The sequence below is a fragment of the Enterobacter sp. HSTU-ASh6 genome (assembly GCF_026319105.1).
In the GTDB taxonomy this organism is placed as follows: Bacteria; Pseudomonadota; Gammaproteobacteria; order Enterobacterales; family Enterobacteriaceae; genus Enterobacter; species Enterobacter sichuanensis.
On sequence record NZ_WSPD01000010.1, the window covers coordinates 53332 to 72243 of the forward strand.

General features: G+C 56.0%; 20 protein-coding genes. 5 read left to right on the forward strand and 15 right to left on the reverse strand.

The genetic code is table 11. The features are described from left to right. Positions 1-12: 12 nt before the first annotated feature. From mliC to pdxY, 4 genes are all read left to right on the forward strand, one after another. The gene (gene mliC / locus GM298_RS13940; RefSeq protein WP_059385806.1) at positions 13-336 is read left to right on the forward strand and encodes a C-type lysozyme inhibitor; all 324 of its coding nucleotides are present in this window, start codon (positions 13-15) and stop codon (positions 334-336) included. A gap of 57 nt (positions 337-393) precedes the next feature. Further along, positions 394-1050: a pyridoxamine 5'-phosphate oxidase gene (gene pdxH / locus GM298_RS13945; RefSeq protein ID WP_025758349.1), complete on the forward strand. Its 657-nt coding sequence runs from the start codon at positions 394-396 to the stop codon at positions 1048-1050. Between the two features lie 125 nt (positions 1051-1175). Continuing rightward, entirely contained in the window at positions 1176-2450 is a 1275-nt protein-coding gene (gene tyrS / locus GM298_RS13950; RefSeq protein WP_025758350.1) for a tyrosine--tRNA ligase, read from the forward strand. A 66-nt stretch (positions 2451-2516) separates the two neighbouring features. Next, complete coding sequence (pdxY, locus tag GM298_RS13955) at positions 2517-3377, forward strand: pyridoxal kinase PdxY (protein ID WP_266154285.1); 861 nt, start codon at positions 2517-2519, stop codon at positions 3375-3377. Positions 3378-3480: 103 nt separating this feature from the next. Here the strand turns inward: pdxY and gstA are convergent, their stop codons facing one another. The 12 genes from gstA to blr all read right to left on the reverse strand — a co-directional run bounded on the left by gstA (position 3481) and on the right by blr (position 13641). After that, positions 3481-4086 carry a glutathione transferase GstA gene (gene gstA, locus GM298_RS13960; RefSeq protein ID WP_025758353.1) on the reverse strand — a complete coding sequence of 202 codons (606 nt, stop codon included), beginning with the start codon at positions 4084-4086 and terminating at the stop codon, positions 3481-3483. Between the two features lie 98 nt (positions 4087-4184). Next, positions 4185-5693: a dipeptide/tripeptide permease DtpA gene (gene dtpA / locus GM298_RS13965; RefSeq protein WP_025758355.1), complete on the reverse strand. Its 1509-nt coding sequence runs from the start codon at positions 5691-5693 to the stop codon at positions 4185-4187. A gap of 592 nt (positions 5694-6285) precedes the next feature. Further along, positions 6286-6921, reverse strand: a complete 636-nt coding sequence (nth, locus tag GM298_RS13970) for an endonuclease III (protein ID WP_008500570.1) — start codon at positions 6919-6921, stop codon at positions 6286-6288. Further along, positions 6918-7604 (reverse strand): electron transport complex subunit E, encoded by a 687-nt coding sequence (locus GM298_RS13975; RefSeq protein WP_025758357.1) that lies wholly within the window; start codon positions 7602-7604, stop codon positions 6918-6920. The genes nth and GM298_RS13975 overlap by 4 nt, the downstream gene beginning before the upstream one ends. A gap of 2 nt (positions 7605-7606) precedes the next feature. Then, positions 7607-8227: an electron transport complex subunit RsxG gene (gene rsxG / locus GM298_RS13980; protein WP_047958396.1), complete on the reverse strand. Its 621-nt coding sequence runs from the start codon at positions 8225-8227 to the stop codon at positions 7607-7609. 10 nt (positions 8228-8237) lie between these two features. Next, positions 8238-9290 (reverse strand): electron transport complex subunit RsxD, encoded by a 1053-nt coding sequence (rsxD, locus tag GM298_RS13985; protein WP_025758360.1) that lies wholly within the window; start codon positions 9288-9290, stop codon positions 8238-8240. Continuing rightward, a complete protein-coding gene (gene rsxC, locus GM298_RS13990) occupies positions 9291-11312 on the reverse strand; it encodes an electron transport complex subunit RsxC (RefSeq protein WP_266154289.1) in 2022 nt (673 codons plus the stop codon). After that, positions 11305-11883: an electron transport complex subunit RsxB gene (gene rsxB / locus GM298_RS13995; RefSeq protein ID WP_025758363.1), complete on the reverse strand. Its 579-nt coding sequence runs from the start codon at positions 11881-11883 to the stop codon at positions 11305-11307. Before rsxB ends, rsxC begins: the two co-directional genes overlap by 8 nt. Next, entirely contained in the window at positions 11883-12464 is a 582-nt protein-coding gene (gene rsxA, locus GM298_RS14000; protein WP_008500564.1) for an electron transport complex subunit RsxA, read from the reverse strand. The genes rsxB and rsxA overlap by 1 nt, the downstream gene beginning before the upstream one ends. Before the next feature lie 76 nt (positions 12465-12540). Continuing rightward, complete coding sequence (locus tag GM298_RS14005) at positions 12541-12981, reverse strand: DUF2569 domain-containing protein (protein ID WP_025758365.1); 441 nt, start codon at positions 12979-12981, stop codon at positions 12541-12543. An 86-nt stretch (positions 12982-13067) separates the two neighbouring features. Beyond that, on the reverse strand, positions 13068-13283 hold the full coding sequence (gene ydgT / locus GM298_RS14010; RefSeq protein ID WP_006174966.1) for a transcription modulator YdgT: 216 nt from the start codon (positions 13281-13283) through the stop codon (positions 13068-13070). Between the two features lie 232 nt (positions 13284-13515). Continuing rightward, positions 13516-13641 (reverse strand): division septum protein Blr, encoded by a 126-nt coding sequence (blr, locus tag GM298_RS14015; RefSeq protein ID WP_168112406.1) that lies wholly within the window; start codon positions 13639-13641, stop codon positions 13516-13518. 243 nt (positions 13642-13884) lie between these two features. Between blr and GM298_RS14020 the strand changes: the two genes are divergently transcribed. Beyond that, entirely contained in the window at positions 13885-14925 is a 1041-nt protein-coding gene (locus tag GM298_RS14020) for an oxidoreductase (protein WP_025758366.1), read from the forward strand. A gap of 52 nt (positions 14926-14977) precedes the next feature. On the opposite strand, the gene add is transcribed toward GM298_RS14020, so the two are convergent. From add to malX, 3 genes are all read right to left on the reverse strand, one after another. Beyond that, on the reverse strand, positions 14978-15979 hold the full coding sequence (gene add / locus GM298_RS14025; protein WP_266154292.1) for an adenosine deaminase: 1002 nt from the start codon (positions 15977-15979) through the stop codon (positions 14978-14980). A gap of 96 nt (positions 15980-16075) precedes the next feature. Next, positions 16076-17248, reverse strand: coding sequence for a MalY/PatB family protein (locus GM298_RS14030; protein WP_266154293.1), 1173 nt, complete (start codon positions 17246-17248; stop codon positions 16076-16078). A gap of 48 nt (positions 17249-17296) precedes the next feature. Further along, positions 17297-18889 (reverse strand): maltose/glucose-specific PTS transporter subunit IIBC, encoded by a 1593-nt coding sequence (gene malX, locus GM298_RS14035; protein WP_095449759.1) that lies wholly within the window; start codon positions 18887-18889, stop codon positions 17297-17299. Positions 18890-18912 lie beyond the last annotated feature (23 nt).

The window sequence follows — 18912 nt, forward strand, 5'->3', positions numbered from 1 at the left end:
CGGAATACGCCCATGAAAAAAGTTCTTCTTATTGCCGCGCCTTTATTGCTGTCAGGATGCAGCGTCTATAACCAGCTCCTTGAGCGCATGCAGACCGATACGCTGGAGTATCGCTGCGACGAAAAACCGCTGACCGTGAAGCTCAATAATCCCCGCCAGGAAGCCAGTTTTGTTTACGACAATAAATTGCTGACGCTGAAGCAGGGTATCTCGGCCTCCGGCGCGCGTTATACCGACGGTATCTATGTCTTCTGGTCGAAAGGTGACAGCGCCACGGTCTACAAACGCGACCGAATTGTGCTGAACAACTGCCAGCTCGAAAATCCGAAGCGTTGAGATTTTTACAGGGGCGGCGCACAATAGCGCCACCCAATCTCAATGTTAGCTAACGCCATGTCAGATAACGACGAACTGCAGCAAATTGCGCATCTGCGCCGTGAATACACCAAAGGCGGCCTGCGTCGCCAGGATCTTCCCGCTGAACCCCTTGTGCTTTTTGAACGCTGGCTGAAACAGGCCTGCGAAGCGAAACTTGCCGACCCAACGGCCATGGTTGTCGCGACGGTTGATGAAAACGGGCAACCGTATCAGCGCATCGTATTGCTCAAGCATTATGACGAGAAAGGGCTGGTGTTCTATACCAACCTGGGTAGCCGTAAAGCGCACCACTTAGAAAACAATCCGCGTATTAGTCTCCTGTTCCCCTGGCATATGCTGGAACGTCAGGTGATGGTGACCGGCAAAGCGGAACGCCTCTCCACGCTGGAAGTGGTGAAGTACTTCCACAGCCGTCCGCGTGACAGCCAGATTGGCGCCTGGGTATCAAAACAGTCCAGCCGCATCTCTGCCCGTGGGGTGCTGGAAAGCAAGTTCCTGGAGCTGAAACAGAAGTTCCAGCAGGGTGAAATCCCACTGCCCAGCTTCTGGGGCGGTTTCCGTATCCCCATTGAGCAGATTGAGTTCTGGCAAGGGGGCGAACATCGCCTTCACGACCGCTTTTTGTACCAGCGCGAAGAGGGTGGCTGGAAAATCGACAGACTGGCACCCTAATCCCCGAAATTTGTTGATTTAAGCGCTAGCGCACACCGCGCTTGCGCTTTATTCTATGTTCCTTTCGCATCAGGCGAAAAGTCGTGTACCGGCAAAGGTGCAGTCGTTTATACATGGAGAATTTGATGGCAAGCAGTAACTTGATTAAACAATTGCAAGAGCGGGGCCTCGTGGCCCAGGTGACGGACGAGGAAGCGTTAGCAGAGCGACTGGCGCAAGGCCCGATCGCGCTCTATTGCGGCTTTGATCCCACCGCTGACAGCTTGCATTTGGGGCATCTTGTTCCATTGTTATGCCTGAAACGCTTCCAGATGGCAGGCCATAAGCCTGTTGCCCTGGTGGGCGGCGCGACCGGTCTGATTGGCGACCCAAGCTTTAAAGCCGCTGAGCGTAAACTGAATACCGAAGATACCGTGCAGGAGTGGGTGGATAAGATCCGCAAACAGGTTGCACCGTTCCTCGACTTCGACTGTGGTGATAACGCCGCGATTGCCGCGAACAACTACGACTGGTTTGGCAGCATGAACGTGCTGACTTTCCTGCGTGACATCGGCAAACATTTCTCTGTTAACCAGATGATTAACAAAGAAGCCGTGAAACAGCGTCTGAACCGTGACGACCAGGGTATCTCCTTTACTGAGTTTTCGTACAACCTGCTGCAGGGCTATGACTTTGCCTGCCTGAACAAACTGCACGGCGTTTCCCTGCAGATTGGCGGTTCTGACCAGTGGGGTAACATCACCTCCGGTATCGATCTGACCCGTCGCCTGCATCAGAACCAGGTCTTCGGGCTGACCGTTCCACTGATCACCAAAGCCGACGGTACCAAATTCGGTAAAACGGAAGGCGGCGCGGTATGGCTCGATCCGAAGAAAACCAGCCCGTACAAATTCTACCAGTTCTGGATCAACACAGCGGATGCCGATGTTTACCGCTTCCTCAAGTTCTTCACCTTCATGGACATTGCTGAGATCAATGCACTGGAAGAAGAAGACAAAAACAGCGGTAAAGCGCCACGTGCCCAGTACGTGCTGGCGGATGAAGTGACCAAACTGGTGCACGGTGAAGAGGGTCTGGCCGCGGCAAAACGTATTACTGCCAGCCTGTTCAACGGTACACTGAGCGATCTGAGCGAAGCGGACTTCGAACAGCTGGCCCAGGACGGCGTGCCAATGGTTGAGATGGAGAAAGGGGCTGACCTGATGCAGGCGCTGGTGGACTCTGAGCTGCAGCCTTCACGCGGTCAGGCGCGTAAAACCATCGCCTCTAACGCGATCACCATCAACGGTGAGAAACAGGCCGACCCGGAATACACGTTCGTCGACGGTGACCGTCTGTATGGCCGCTACACGCTGCTGCGTCGCGGTAAGAAAAACTACTGTCTTGTCTGCTGGAAATAAGTCACAGTCTCCAGGGGCGTGGGAAACCACGCCCCTTTTGTTTTTTCAGGGTTTGGTAAGCATAAAATGAAGAACATCCTCGCCATTCAGTCCCACGTTGTTTTTGGACATGCTGGCAACAGCGCAGCGGAATTCCCGATGCGCCGCCTCGGCGTCAACGTCTGGCCCCTCAATACCGTTCAGTTCTCTAACCACACGCAATACGGCAAATGGACCGGCTGCGTGATGCCGCCTTCGCACCTCACCGACGTTGTGCAAGGCATTGCCGATATCGACCAGCTCAAGCGCTGTGACGCCGTACTGAGCGGTTATCTTGGTTCAGCGGAGCAGGGGGAACATATCCTCGGCATCGTGCGTCAGGTGAAAGCGGCAAACCCGGCGGCTAAATACTTCTGCGACCCGGTCATGGGGCATCCGGAGAAGGGCTGTATTGTGGCGCCAGGGGTGGCAGAGTTTCACGTCCGCCATGCGCTGCCCGCCAGCGATATCATTGCGCCAAACCTGGTTGAACTGGAGATCCTCTGCGAGCATCCGGTGAATAGCGTAGAAGAGGCAGTCAGCGCGTCCCGCGAGCTGATAGCCCAGGGGCCTGAAGTTGTGCTGGTAAAACACCTGGCGCGTGCAGGGCTAAGCCAGGACCGTTTTGAGATGCTGCTGGTCACGAAAGATGACGCCTGGCACATCAGCCGTCCGCTGGTGGATTTTGGTCAGCGCCAGCCGGTAGGGGTTGGAGATGTCACCAGCGGTCTGTTGTTGGTGAAATTGCTGCAGGGAGCCGCGCTGCAGGATGCGCTGGAGCATGTTACGGCGGCAGTGTACGAAATTATGATGGCGACGAAAGCGAGGCAGGAGTATGAACTGCAAGTAGTTGCCGCGCAGGATCGTATTGCGAAGCCGGAGCACTATTTCAGCGCGACGCGGCTCTGAACGATGCCGGGAGGCGCTGCGCTTGCACGGGTCTGAGAGGTATTGTGCAATTTATTGGTAGGCCGGGTAAGCGCAGCGCCACCCGGCAAAACAGACCGCTCGGTTAACTCAAACCTTCCGCTTTCAGCGCCGCAGCCACCGCAGGACGCTCCGCCACGCGTTTCATATACGATGCGATATGGTCTAACCCTTCCAGATTCAGCTTAACCGCGCGCGCCCAGCGCAGTACGGTAAAGAGATACGCATCGGCAATGGTGAAACGCGACCCGCCAATCCACTGTTCGTCTTTCAGCGATTCGTTGACGTACTGCAGCTTTTTCTCAAGAAGGGCGCGCAGGGTTGGTTTAAACTCTTCTGGCGTATCCGGGCGGAACAGGGGCGTAAAGCCTTTGTGCAGCTCGGTGGCAATGTAGTTCAGCCATTCCAGCGTCTTGTAGCGCGAAATGGTGCTGACCGGGGCCAGCAGCTGGCGATCGGGCACGCTGTCGGCCAGGAACTGCATAATCGCTACGCCTTCGGTCAGCAGAGTACCGTCATCCAGCAAGAGTGCCGGAACTTGTCCCTTCGGGTTAATGGCCAGAAAATCATCGCCGTTTTCCAGACGTTTTTTCATCAGATCCACACCATCCAGCGTGAAATCTTTGCCGCTCTCGCGCAGCGTGATATGCGAAGCAAGAGAGCACGCGCCCGGTTTGTAGAACAGTTTCATCGGTAACTCCTTTTTGCTGAGGTTTCAGCTATGTTAGTGCGCGAACAGATAAAAAAAAAGCCGCTAATAGATTAGCGGCTCATCGTTTCTCAATCACATTACGCGGTAGCGGTTTTGGTCGCTTCAGCGGTCTTATTGTCGTCCTGAGTCATACGATTCAGTTTCGGTGCGGTCAGCAGCATCAGCGCCGCAATCACCGCCGTCGCGATACCAATCTGCATGAATACGGTACCGTAGACGTTCAGAGAGACCAGTGGGTCCGTGACGTTATCAGGTACCGCCATCAGGTTCGCAATCTTACCTGCGATGATTGCCGCACCCGCGGTAGTCAGGAACCAGCTACCCATGATGAAGCCCATCAGGCGCTGTGGCACCAGTTGAGCAACCATTGCCAGACCCAGACCGGAGATCATCAGCTCACCGATAGACTGCAGCGCGTAGCTCAGGATCAGCCAGTTCACGGACACGATACCTGCGTCGGTGGCAAATTTGGTACCCAGTGGCAGCACCAGGAACGCGCCGGAGCACAGCACCATACCAATCGCAAACTTGTGCGGCATTGGCAGACGGTCACCCATCTTGTTATAGATAGCGGCCAGAATCGGGCTACCAATCATGATCCAGAACGGGTTCAGTGCCTGATACTGCTCCGGCTCAAACGCGATACCCAGAATAGAGTGCTCAACGTTACGAATCGCGAAGAAGTTCAGAGAAGTTGGCATCTGGCTGTACAGAACGAAGAAGATAATCGCTTCCAGCATCAGGATGAATGCCACGATCATCTTACGACGGGCAGCGCCCTGCATGGCAAACGCTTCTTTCGCAAAGATCACCACGATACCCAGTGCTACCACGCCCAGAACCGCACGCGCGATACCCTGGTTGTGCAGCAGCCAGGTGGCGATCGTGGCGAGGATCACCACGCCCACAATGGTCGCCAGCAGTTTGCCCATATGCACAGGTTCGAAGTCTGGTTTTGAACCGTAATCTTTAACCCAGCGCTGGCAGAAAGCAAAGTTCACCACGGTGATCAGCATACCGACCACGGAGAGGGAGAACGCCACGCTCCAGCCGAATTTAGCGGCCAGCCATGGGGTTGCCAGCATGGAGAAGAAGGAACCGATGTTGACGGACATGTAGTACATGGTAAATGCACCGTCCAGACGCGGGTCATCTTTGCTGTAGCAGGTAGAGAGCAGGGAGGATGGGTTCGCTTTGAACAGACCATTACCGACGGCAATCGTCGCCATACCCATATACACCACAGCGGCATCGTGCCCGGACCATGCAACCAGTGCATAGCCAATCGCCAGGACGATGGCGCCCAGCATGATGACACGTTTAGTACCGAGAACTTTATCACCCAGCCAGCCGCCGATAGCGACCAGGCCGTACACCAGAGCACTGAAAGAAGAGAACAGCGTGATGGAATCGGCTTCGGACATACCCAGCTGTTTTACCAGGTAAACCGCCATGATCCCTTGCAGGCCGTAATAACCAAAACGCTCCCATAACTCGATAGAGAAGATGAGATAGAACGCTTTAGGTTGTTTAAAAGCGTTAAGACTCACGCTTTCATCTGTTGGTTTATTGTTTGCAGTCGACACATATACCTCTTTTTTTACATCCCATATTAACGGGGGGGGGTGCATAGCGTGATGGCCTTAGGCCATCCGCCTTATAGTTATATTGGGAGGAGAAACGGCGGGTAATGTTCACTATCCTGACCCGTCTGGCAATATGTTTGTAATAATCTGTTACATATATCTGAGGTGGTATAATCTTCGGTTCATACAAATGTTATTTAGCGTTAAATTTCATACAGTGAGGAAAGGTAGTTTTTTCGACTGGCAATTACCGGCTCTGACGGGCTTTTGGCGATATCTTCTGCTATTTGCCGCTTGATGCAGTGATATAGCCCATATTCTGAAAAATAGCTGGTCTTATGTTCGGTTTAAGGCAAGAGATATCTTATGCCACAAAGGGTTTAGGCGGATTTTAACAACAAAAAATCAACATGAAGTTATCAGGGTGATCGTGATCACAGATGTATAGAAATTTTTGGCTATGAAAAAAGTATTAACCTGTTTGAGCGTTAAAGAACCGAATAAGTGACAGGTGAGGCAAAACAAAAGGCGGACAAAAAACGGCCAAAAGAAGAGCGTTTGATAGCCCTTCTTTTGCTAAGGGATTGAGTGCTCAGGGATAGACTTTTTCTTTGTATTCGCAGAGATCTTCAATAATGCAGGAGCCGCAGCGAGGCTTACGGGCAATACATGTGTAACGGCCGTGCAGGATCAGCCAGTGATGACAATCAACCTTAAATTCGGCAGGTACCACTTTTAACAGCTTCTCTTCGACCTGTTCGACGTTTTTACCCGGAGCAAAGTTGGTCCGGTTCGATACGCGGAAAATATGCGTATCCACGGCGATAGTAGGCCAGCCAAACGCGGTGTTCAGCACCACGTTCGCCGTTTTACGACCGACGCCCGGTAAGGCCTCCAGTGCGGCGCGGTCCTCAGGTACTTCACCACCGTGCTGTTCGAGCAGGATCCGGCAGGTCTTAATCACATTCTCGGCTTTGCTGTTAAACAGGCCGATGGTTTTGATATAGGATTTCACGCCTTCCACACCCAGCTCCAGCATGGCCTTCGGCGTATTGGCGACTGGATAGAGCAGGGCGGTGGCTTTATTGACGCTCACGTCGGTAGCCTGGGCAGAGAGCAGCACGGCGATCAGCAGCTCAAACGGGGAGGTAAAATTCAGCTCCGTCGTCGGGTGCGGGTTCTCGTCCCGCAGACGGGTCAGGATCGCAATGCGCTTTTCTTTATTCATGAGGCCTTCTCGGGTGTCCCTTCCAGAACGCTGCGCTCAGCCGCGCGGCGCTTACGTTTCTCATCAATCAGGTATTTTACCGCCAGCATCATGCCGAGGCCAATAAACGCGCCAGGCGGCAGCATCGCCAGCAGGAATGGCGTATCGGTGTGGAATACTTCAATGCGCAGCGCTTTGGCCCAGCCGCCCAGCAGCGCGTCCGCGCCGTCAAACAGCGTACCGTTGCCAAGGATCTCGCGCAGTGAGCCCAGCACGAACATGGCGCAGGTGGCGCCCATACCAATGGAAAAACCGTCCAGCGCCGACATGGCCGGGCTGTTTTTCACCGCGAAGGCTTCCGCACGCCCGACCACGATACAGTTGGTGACGATCAGGGGAATAAAGATCCCAAGCGACTGGTACAGACCGAACGCGTAAGCGTTAATCAGCATCTGGACGATACTGACCACCGACGCAATGATCATGACGTAGATCGGAATACGGATTTCCGACGGCGTCCAGCGGCGCAGGGCAGAGATGGAGAGGTTGGTCAGGGTCAGCACCAGCGTGGTCGCCAGACCCAGACCGAGCGCGTTGGTGGCGGTGGATGTCACCGCCAGCAGCGGACACATCCCCAGAAGCTGTACCAGCGCGGAGTTGTTCTTCCACAACCCCTGGACAATAACCTCTTTAACCTGGCTCATGATTACTCCTCACAGGCCGGAAGATTGTTGATTTGCGCGGGCAGCGTTTCAGCATACAGCCCGGCTCGTTTTACGGCGTTCACCACGGCGCGCGGCGTGATGGTCGCACCGGTGAACTGGTCAAACTCACCGCCATCTTTCTTCACCGCAAACGCGGTATCCTCTTCGCCATGGATCACTTTACCGGCAAAGTGCAAAATCCAGTCGCTCAGACGGGTTTCAATCTTATCGCCAAGACCCGGCGTTTCATGATGTTCCGTGACGCGGGTGCCCAGTATCGTACCGGAGAAATCGCTACCCACAAGCAGCTGAATGGCACCGGAATAGCCGTCAGGTGCCGTTGCTTCCATCACCGCGCCTACCGGTTTATCCCCTTTGCGGGCAATAAAGAGGCGGTGCGGGCCTTTCCCCAGCTGCGGCGCGTCTACCACAAAGCAGCTTTTTTGCAGGTCATTATCGTAGAAATCTGACGGGATCACCTGATCGAACAACGCTTTTTGCTGCTTCGATGCCTGCTCTTCAATCGTGGTTTTGGTCAGAGCGTTGACCAGCGCCGTCAGCCCTGTCAGGACCGCGGCGAAGACAGCCAGCGTGACGCCGTGTTTTTGCATCGTTTTTAACATGGCGAAACCCTTAGCGATGGCCGTACACGCGTGGACGCGTGTAATAATCTATAAGCGGAACGGTAATATTGGCGAGCAGGACAGCAAACGCCACGCCATCCGGGTAGCCGCCGAAGCTGCGGATGAGCCAGACCAGCAACCCCGCCAGCGCGCCGAAGATCAGACGCCCGCGGTTAGTCGTGGAGGCTGTCACCGGATCCGTCAGGATAAAGAAGGCACCGAGCATGGTCGCACCGGAGAGCAAGTGCATTTGCGGACTGGCCAGTGATTCAGGTGAGAAGACCCACCCCAGCGTGGCGCAGACCGCCAGCGTCACCAGGAAGCTGACCGGAATATGCCAGCGAATGGCTTTCTGCTGCAGCAGGAACAGGCCGCCAAGCAGATACGCCAGGTTGACCCACTGCCAGCCGGCCCCCGCCAGCATGCCGCGATAGATGGCGGATTGCATAATCTGCTCAACGCTGTGGCCGGCATGCAGGGAGGTTTTAAAGGTATCAAGCGGCGTTGCCTGGCTAATCCCGTCCACGCCCATACGCAGCGCGTTCATATCCGCTCCGAGCGCCGTATGGCCGGTAAAGATAACGTGCAGGGCATCCATAAAGCCCGGAACCGTGGCCGCAATGTCGTGCGGCGGCAGCCAGCTGGTCATCTGCACCGGGAAGGAGATCAGCAGCACCACGTAGCCAATCATCGCCGGGTTAAACGGGTTATGGCCCAGTCCGCCATAGAGCTGTTTCGCAATGATCACGGCAAACACGGTGCCGAGCACCACCATCCACCACGGGGCAAACGGCGGGATACTGATGGCCAGCAGCAGGCCGGTCAGCAACGCGGAGTTGTCAGCGAGAATACGGGAGACCGCTGCCTTACGCAGCTTAAGCACCAGGGCTTCTGCCGCTAAGGCGCTGACACAGCCGAGAAGTATCTGGAAGAGGGTTCCCCAGCCGAAAAACCAGCACTGAACGGCAATGCCCGGCAGGGCCGCCAGGCAAACCAGCATCATAATGCGCGATGTCTGACGCTGGTTATGGGTGTAGGGGGAACTTGCGATTCTGAAAACCATTTAATCCTCGTTAACTGCTTGTTGTGCGGCTTTCTTTGCCTGAACGCGCGCAATGGCGGCGGCGACGGCGGCTTTGCGCGGGTCATCGTTAGCGGCCTGCGGTTGCGTTTCCTGCTGCGCCGCCTTACGGGCTTTAGCACGCGCAATGGCCGCTTCGACGGCGGCTTTACGCGGGTCGACCGGAGTTTCCGCTTCTGCCGCAGGCGCCTGCTGCTCCGCTTTACGGGCTTTAGCACGCGCAATGGCCGCTTCGACGGCCGCTTTACGCGGATCGACCGGGTCCTGTTCTACCACCACCGGTTGCTCTCCGGCTTTGCGGGCCCTGGCGCGGGCGATTGCCGCTTCAACGGCCGCTTTGCGCGGATCGACCGCAGCATCCGCCGGGGGCGTTTGTGCTTTTTCTGCCTGACGGGCGCGAGCGGCGGCCTTGCGTGCTTCACGTGCGGCGATCGCTTCGCTGTTATCCGGCTTTTCACCCGCCGGGATCACCACAGGCTGCGCTGCATTGGCTTTTTTCTCGCGAACGCGGGCCAGTGCGGCGTTAATCGCATCCTGGTCTTTCTCTCCAGGCTGAACGGCAGCCTGTTTGTGGCGCTCCTGACGGGCGAGTTTTTCGCGTTCCAGTCGCGCCTGGCGCGCTTCAAAGCGTGCTTTGGCTTCTGCGGCCCGTTTCTCTTCCATGGAGATGGCATAAATTTCAGCCTTCTCCTGACGGAAATACTGCACCAGCGGAATGTTGCTTGGGCAGACCCAGGCGCAGGCACCGCATTCGATGCAGTCGGCCAGGTTATGGGCTTTCGCTTTGTCATGCAGCTGGCCTTTGCTGTACCAGTACAGCTGCTGCGGGAGCAGATCGGCAGGGCAGGCATCGGCACAGGCGCTGCAGCGGATACAGCCTTTCTCTTCCTGCTCCGCACCCATTTCGCTCGTTGAAGGCGCGAGCAGGCAGTTGGTAATTTTCACTACCGGAACGTCCAGCCACGGCAGGGTAAAGCCCATCAGGGGGCCGCCCATGATCACCATCTGGTCGCTACCCGGGCAAAATTCAGCCTGTTCCAGCAGGTGACGCACCGGCGTACCCAGACGCGCCCAGACGTTGCCCGGGCGAGAGACCGACTCCCCGGTCAGCGTCACGACGCGCTCCGTCAGCGGCTCGCCGTCAATCACCGCACGCTTCACGGCGTAAGCGGTGCCGACGTTCTGCATCAGCACGCCGATATCTGAAGAGCGTCCGCCGTGCGGTACCTGCTTGCCGGTGAGAATTTGCGTCAGCTGTTTAGCTCCGCCAGAGGGGTACTTGGTCGGGATCACGCGCAGGCTGATATCATGGCTACCCGCCAGCACGGCGCGCAGCATGGAAATAGCCTGCGGTTTGTTGTCTTCGATACCAATCAGCACTTCCCGCGGCTGCAGAATATGCGCGAGGATGCGGATGCCTTCCACTACCTGCGCGGCGCAGTCCTGCATCAGACGGTCGTCGGCGGTGATATAGGGTTCGCACTCGGCGGCGTTGATAATCAGCGTCTGGATCTTATCGCCACCGCCGCGCAGTTTGACCCCGGTCGGGAAGCCTGCGCCACCCAGACCAGCAACGCCGAACTGATGAATGCGTTCAATAAGCGCTTCACGGCTGCGGGCGCGGTAGTCGCTCCAGCCGTCACGTTCAATCCAGCGGTCTTCACCATCGGCTTCAATAATGACGCTCAGCTCAGAGAGCGCTGACGGATGCGCCACCGTATGGGGCGCAATGGCCACCACCTTACCGGAGGTGGGGGCGTGTACCGGCAGCATACGTCCGCGCCCAAAGGTCAGGGGCTGACCGCGAAGGACGGTATCGCCCTCTTTTACACACAGCTCACCCTCAGCGCCTATGTGCTGCTTCAGCGGCATGACGAAACGGGTCGCCAGCGGAATTTGACGCAGCGGGGTACCGCTGGACTGGGTTTTCATCTCCGGTGGATGGATCCCACCGTCAAAGTCCCAAATCTTCTCTTTTCTGAAAGCAGAAAATAACTTAAGCATGTTGTTCCACAGGAATGATGCGAACCGGAATGGTTTGAAGATCCCATTTCCAGCTTTCGGTAGTCGGTTCAACCGGGCGCAACTCAATACATTGCGTCGGGCAGGGGGCCACGCAGAGGTTACAGCCGGTGCACAGATCCGCCACCACGGTGTGCATGGCGCGGGTTGCGCCAACAATGGCGTCCACCGGGCAGGCCTGAATACATTTGGTGCAGCCGATGCAGTTTGCTTCGTCAATCACGGCCAGCGCACGTACCGGCTCCTGGACGTCCGCATCGCCATCCACAGGCTGCGGGTCAACGTTCAGCAGGGCCGCAATTTTCAGCATCACCGCTTCGCCACCGGGCGCACAGCGGTTAATTTTTTCACCCTGAACCCCTACCGCTTCGGCATAGGGGCGGCAGCCAGGGTAGCCACACTGCCCGCACTGGCTTTGTGGCAAAAGCTCGTCAATTTTCTCAACAACAGGATCGTCCTCTACCGCGAAACGGCGGGAGGCGTAGCCCAGGATAAGGCCAAACACCAGCCCCAGAACGCTGATAGAGGCGATGGCAATCCAGATAGCATTCATTACAACTTCACCAGACCACTAAAGCCCATAAAGGCCAGAGACATTAAACCGGCGGTCACCAGCGCGATCGCGTTACCGCGGAAGGGCGCAGGGATATCCGCTGCGGCCAGGCGCTCGCGAATGGAGGCGAACAGCACCATGACCAGAGAGAAACCGACTGCCGCAGAGAAACCATACAGCGCCGACTGCATAAAGTTGTGGCCAAGATTGATGTTCAGCAGCGCCACGCCGAGCACCGCGCAGTTGGTGGTGATCAGCGGCAGGAAGATACCCAGCAGGCGATAGAGCGCCGGGCTGGTTTTGCGCACCACCATTTCGGTAAACTGCACCACCACTGCGATAACCAGGATAAAGGCCAGCGTGCGAAGATAGGTTAACCCCAGCGGGATGAGGATCCACGTATCAATCCACCACGCGCAGATGGACGCCAGCGTCATCACGAAGGTCGTCGCCAGCCCCATCCCCATTGCCGTTTCCAGCTTTTTGGAAACGCCCATAAACGGGCACAGGCCAAGGAACTTCACCAGAACGAAGTTGTTAACCAGCACGGTGCCGACAAAGAGCAGTAAGTAATCGGTCATTATTTAGCCTGAAATAAAAAAGCCGCCTATTATCGGATAAACCCACGCAGGCGACAACAGGTTATCTGTAAGGTTATTACGGGTTCACAAAGGTGTTTTTCACCCGCGTTGAACGCTTGAAATAGGGCACCAGCAGCGCTGCGGCCAGTAGCGGGAAAAGCAGCTGACGGACGGCCAGGGCATCAGAAACGGGCGAAAACGCAAAGGCCTTCACCGCCAGCAGAACCGAAACCAGCAGCCAGATAATGTAGTGTTTAGGCACGCTTTTGCGGCGCTTAAAGAAGGCGATCGTCAGCCACAGCGTGTAGTACCACATCCCAATCGCGAAAACGAACGACACAAACCACATCGCAATATTAAGCACGCTTTGCGACATCAGCGTCTGAATGGCATGAGGGGTAATCAGTGCGGTGGTATAAAGCAACAGCGCAAGTGATGCGCTTAATAAGGCAACCAGCAGCCATGCCAGTGGGGCGATTAACCAGCCTCCAATGCGTTCTCCAGGCGTTGCGGTCATGAACTCTCCCATAATCTGCGCGAAATGTTGTACAGCCAGTTTGCAGGGCGGAGAGTATATAACATTTCGCGCGGATGGCTACTTTCTTATAAAACGTAACGCCAGACAGACTTCGGTACTTCACCCACGTTGAACAAACGGCCTCCGGACACCAGCTCCGCTCGACGATGATCGGCGGCGCGATACATATTGATGATCTCCTGATTATCCGACAGGGTGTAGTTCAGATGGTCAAACAGTTTTTCCAGGCTCTCAAGCGAATTGATCTTGCGAAATTTTAATAAATAGTCCTGAACTGTCATATTAATAAGTTTCCATATAAAAGATGTGTAATACCCGTTAAGGTAATTTGTTCGAATAATAAACGGATTAATAAAGACGTAAACAGCCCACTCAGGTAACGCGACGAAATTAGGAGTTTTCTTTGCTGAAATTCAGGCATCAGAAGATGCCTGGAAGAGAAGGTTAACCGTGTTCACCAGGGCTGGCAATACGTAACTGACATATTATGTCACTCTTTATTGCCGTAACCGGTTACTTAGGTTGGGCGACAGTGACAGGCTCCGGCGGCTGGTAGTTATCGATATGGCTGGCGACGCCAAGCAAAATGACCGATACCCCAAGAACAATCCATCCCGCTAATTCAATGATTCGATTAATAATTGACGTCATGATTCGTAATTGTACTTTATCCATAAAGACCGGGTGCAAATGTTACAGCGAGCTTTTCCCGACGGCAAGGGCTTTGGGAACGGTTCCCCTAAACAAAATCAGCAGGTTAATACTATGTAACAAAAACAACCGGTACAACCTGCTATTTTAAGTCATATGGCTCATTATTAATCTGTGGTAATGCCAGACTACCCAGTGTGAAATAAGAACGTCATAAAAGAGGATGGCACTATGAGTGATAATATCCGCGTCGGGCTTATTGGATACGGCTACGCGAGCAAAACGTTTCATGCGCCTCTGATAGCCGGAACGCCGGGGATGGCGCTGGCGGCAGTCTCCAGCAGCGATGCCGCTAAAGTTCATGCCGACTGGCCTTCCGTGCCGGTTGTCTCTGAGCCTAAACATCTTTTCAACGATCCGAACATTGATTTAATCGTCATCCCCACGCCGAACGATACCCACTTTCCGCTGGCAAAAGCCGCGCTGGAAGCCGGTAAACACGTGGTGGTGGATAAACCCTTCACCGTGACGTTGTCACAGGCTCGCGAGCTGGATGCGCTGGCGAAGAGTCTGGGCAGGTTGCTGTCGGTTTTCCATAACCGCCGCTGGGACAGCGATTTTCTGACGGTAAAAAGGCTTCTCGGTGAGGGTACGTTAGGGGAGATCCTCTTTTTTGAATCGCACTTTGACCGCTTCCGCCCACAGGTACGCAACCGCTGGCGCGAGCAGGCCGGGCCGGGCAGCGGCATCTGGTACGATTTAGCCCCGCATCTGCTGGATCAGGCCGTGAATCTTTTTGGCCTGCCGGTGAGCATGACGGTCGATCTGGCCCAGCTCAGGCCCGGGGCGCAGACCACGGATTACTTCCACGCCGTGTTAAGTTACCCGCAGCGACGGATAGTGCTGCACGGCACGATGGTCGCGGCCGCGGAATCCGCCCGTTATATTGTCCACGGCACGCGCGGAAGCTACGTGAAATTTGGCCTCGATCCCCAGGAGGACCGGCTGAAAAATGGCGAGCGTTTGCCGCAGGAAGACTGGGGCTACGATATGCGCGACGGCGTTGTTACGCGGGTCGAAGGTGAAGAGCTGGTCGAGGAAACCCTGCTGACAATACCGGGTAACTATCCGGCGTATTATGCGGCCATTCGCGATGCGCTGAACGGCTCGGGGGAGAACCCGGTGCCAGCCAGCCAGGCGATTCAGATTATGGAGCTGATTGAACTGGGGATTGAATCTGCCAAACATCGCGCCACGCTCTGTCTGGCATAAGTTTTAACTCTTTTGTCGGCCGGGTAAGCGTCAGCGCCACCCGGCAACGGTGTTAACCGCGGGCTACTTTATCTTTCAACGCCTGCTTCTCTGCAGGCGTCAGGAAGGCCATTTCCAGTCCGTTGATCTGCGCCTGACGGATCTGTTCGCGGCTCAGGCCCGCCTGCGGTGCGGCGATGTTGTACTCATGGATAATATCCACGCCCTGTACCGCCGGATCGTCCGTGTTCAGCGAGGCCAGTACGCCGTGCTCCAGGAACGTTTTCAGCGGGTGCTGGGCAAGCGTCGCCACGGTGCTGGTCTGAATATTGGACGTCAGACAGGACTCAATCCCGATACGCTGCTCTGCCAGGAAATCCATCAGGGCGCGATCTTCCACCGCCTTCACGCCGTGACCGATACGCTCGGCACCCAGCTCACGGATGGCCTGCCAGATGCTTTCCGGGCCTGCGGCTTCCCCGGCGTGAACGGTAACATGCCAGCCGGCATCGCGCGCGCGGTTGAAATGGGAGAGGAACAGACTGCCCGGGAAGCCCAGCTCATCACCGGCAAGATCGACGGCGGTGATGGCATCGCGATGGGCCAGCAGCGCCTCCAGCTCCTGCAGGCAGGCGGCTTCGCCGAACGTACGGCTCATAATGCCAATCAGGCGGGCCTGAACATCGAAGGCTTTACAGCCTTCACGCACGCCTTCAATGACGGCTTCCACCACGCCCGCAACGGGCAGGTTGTGGGTCATCGCCATATAGCCCGGCGAGAAGCGCAGTTCGACATAGTGCAGACCGTTGCGGGCCGCATCTTCAATGTTCTCGAACGCTACGCGATGGCAGGCATCCAGCGAGGCCAGCATCTTTACGCCCCAGTCGAGTTTGCTCAGGAAGCTGACCAGATCCGGTTCATTTGAGGTGACCTGTACGTGAGGGATCAGGGCATCAAGCGTTTGAGCGGGGAGCGTTAAATTGAACTGGCGGCCAAGATCGAGAATGGTTTGGGCACGAATGTTACCGTCAAGGTGACGATGAATATCAGTTAAAGGCAGGCGTGTATCAATCATGGTCGCACTCTTTTCTGGTTAAAGTGCGCCATATTATAAAAACAAAACGGGGTAAAAAGCTATTTGCGCAAGGGAATATTCCGTTGCGCAAACTGATTACCGCAGCGTGTCAATGCCCGCGATGAGGCGCTGAACCCCTTGCTCCAGCTTGCTGCGCGGGCAGCCCGCATTCAGACGTACGAAGCCGTTTCCTTCATTTCCGTAGATATATCCCGGCATGATGGCGACTTTTTGCTGCTCGATCAGCACCTTTTGCAGCGACCGATCGTCAAGGTTCAGCGGGCGCAGGTCAACCCAGGCCAGATAGGTCGCCTCTGGCGGCTGCCAGTTCAGTTCCGGAAAAGCGCCGTTTAATTCCTGTGCGATATACAACAAATTGTCTTCGAGATAATGGCGTAACGCGTCCAGCCAGGGGGCCCCCTGCTGATAGGCCGCGATATGGGCCGTCAGCGCCAGCACGGAGGGGGAAGAGAGCCCGTCGCGGCCTTTCAGGGCGCTGAGATAGTCGTTACGGCTCGCGTCATCGCCAATCAGGCCGTAAGCCCCGGTGAGCGCCGGAATATTAAAGCTTTTCGAGCCGGAGGTCAGAAGCGCCCATTTGCCGCGCGCCACCGCGCTCCATGGCGTGTGACGATGTTCGCCCCACACCATATCCATATGGATTTCATCACTGATCACCGCCACGTCATAGCGCGCGCACAGTTCCGCCATGTGCGTCAGTTCGTCCCGCGTCCAGACCTTGCCGGTGGGATTTTGCGGGCTGCACAGCAGCAAAATTTTGTTTTCCGGTTTCGCCAGGGCTGCTTCAAGGGCAGTCATATTTCCCTGCCAGCCTGTTGGCTGTTTTTGCATCTCAACGGTCACCATCTGACGCGCATTGCCCTCAATGGCTTTGTAAAACGCATCGTAGGCCGGGGTGTGAACCACCACGCCGTCGCCAGGGTTTGACCAGAGGCGTATCAGTTCGGAGACCATGTAGATAACGGAAGGGCCATAGACCACGCTTTCAGTATCAATCTGGCAGTTAAAGCGTTGCTCAAACCAGTGCGCGATGGCGGCGAGAAATTCATCATTTTTCCAGCGGCTGTAGCCGAACACGCCGTGATGAATACGCTCATGCAGCGCGTCGGTAATGCAGGGGGCGGTGGCGAAATCCATATCCGAGATGGTGAAGGGCAGTAAATCGGCCGCGCCAAAACGGTCGGCGACATAGTCCCACTGCGTACACCAGGTGCCGTGACGATCCACGACGGTTGAGAAATCAAACATGCTTTAATCCTTAACGTAAAACCCCCTCAAGGTGAGGGGGCTGAGGCATCAGGCTTCAACTGTTCGCATCAGGGTGGCCAGTTCATCTTTCACTGACTGCACCTGAGGGCCGATAACCACCTGCAAATTGTGCTGATTAAGTTGTACCACGCCGATGGCCCGGTTGGCTTTCAGGGCGTTGGTGTCCACTTTGGACATATCCGCTACTGACAGACGCAGGCGGGTAATACAGTTATCCAGAGAGGTAATGTTATCCGCACCGCCCAGCGCCGCCAGAATGGCCGGAGTGTTATAGCCGGATTTCCCCACGGTTCCTGCAACCGCCTGTTCCACGCTGGTGGCCGTATCGGTATCGCGGCCCGGCGTTTTCAGGTTAAAGCGGGTGATGGCGAAGCGGAAGATGCCGTAGTACACCGCGAACCAGATCGCCGCCACAACCGGCACCAGGTACCACTTGGTGGACAAGCCGTGCAGGATGCCGAACACCACGAAGTCGATCACGTTGCCGTCGGTGTTGCCGATGGTGACGCCGAGCACCGCCATCACGGTAAAGCCCAGACCGGTCAGCACCGCGTGGATGAGATACAGCACCGGCGCGACAAACAGGAACAGGAATTCGATGGGCTCAGTGGTACCGCCCACGACGCAGGCGATCACGCCGGAAATCAGCAGTCCTTTAATTTTATGGCGGTTTTCCGGGCGTGCACAGTGGTACATCGCCAGCGCGGCGCCAGGCAGACCGCCGAGGAAGGCCGGCATTTTACCCTGAGACAGGAAACGGGTTGCGCTTTCAGAGAACCCGTGGGTGGTCGGGCAGCTCAGCTGTGCCTGGAAAATGGTCAGCGCACCGCTCACATCGTGACCGCACACCTCCATGGTGCCGCCCGCTTCGGTAAAGCGAATCAGGGCCACCAGGATATGCTGCAGGCCAAACGGCAGCAGCAGACGTTCGCCAGTGCCGAAGATCATCGGACCAAAATCGCCCGCGCCGTTAATGATGCGGCCAATGCCGTTAATGCCCATCGCGAAGACCGGCCAGATCAGCGGAATGATCAAACCAAACAAGCCCATCACCACCAGGGTGATAATCGGCACAAAGCGGGTGCCGCCGAAGAAGGCCAGCGCATCCGGCAGACGGATATTGTGGAAACGCTCGTGCAGCATCCAGATAATCACCCCGGCGATCACCGCCCCGAGGATCCCGGTATCAATGGACTGGATACCAATCACGCTCTGAATATTGTTGGCTTTCAGTACCGCCGCGTCGGTGGTAGGCAGAATGCCTTTCGCGGTCAGCCAGAAGTTAACCGCAAGGTTCATTACGGCGTAACCCACAAATCCGGCGAACGCCGCGACGCCTTTGTTCTCGCGGGCCAGGCCCAGCGGGATAGCGATACAGAACATAACGGGGAGGAAGCTGAAGGCGAAGGAGCCGACTTTACTCATCCAGATAAAGATCGCCTGCAGCGCGGGCGCGCCGAGGAACGGGATCAGGGTGATGACGTCTTTACTGCTTAACGAGCTGCCGATGCCGAGCATGATCCCGCAGAACGAGAGGAGCGCCACGGGCAGCATAAAGGTTTTACCCAGTTGCTGGAAAAATTCCCACAGCGATATTTTTTGTGCTGCTTTCGCCGTCATAAAACGACTCCTTTATTGTTAAA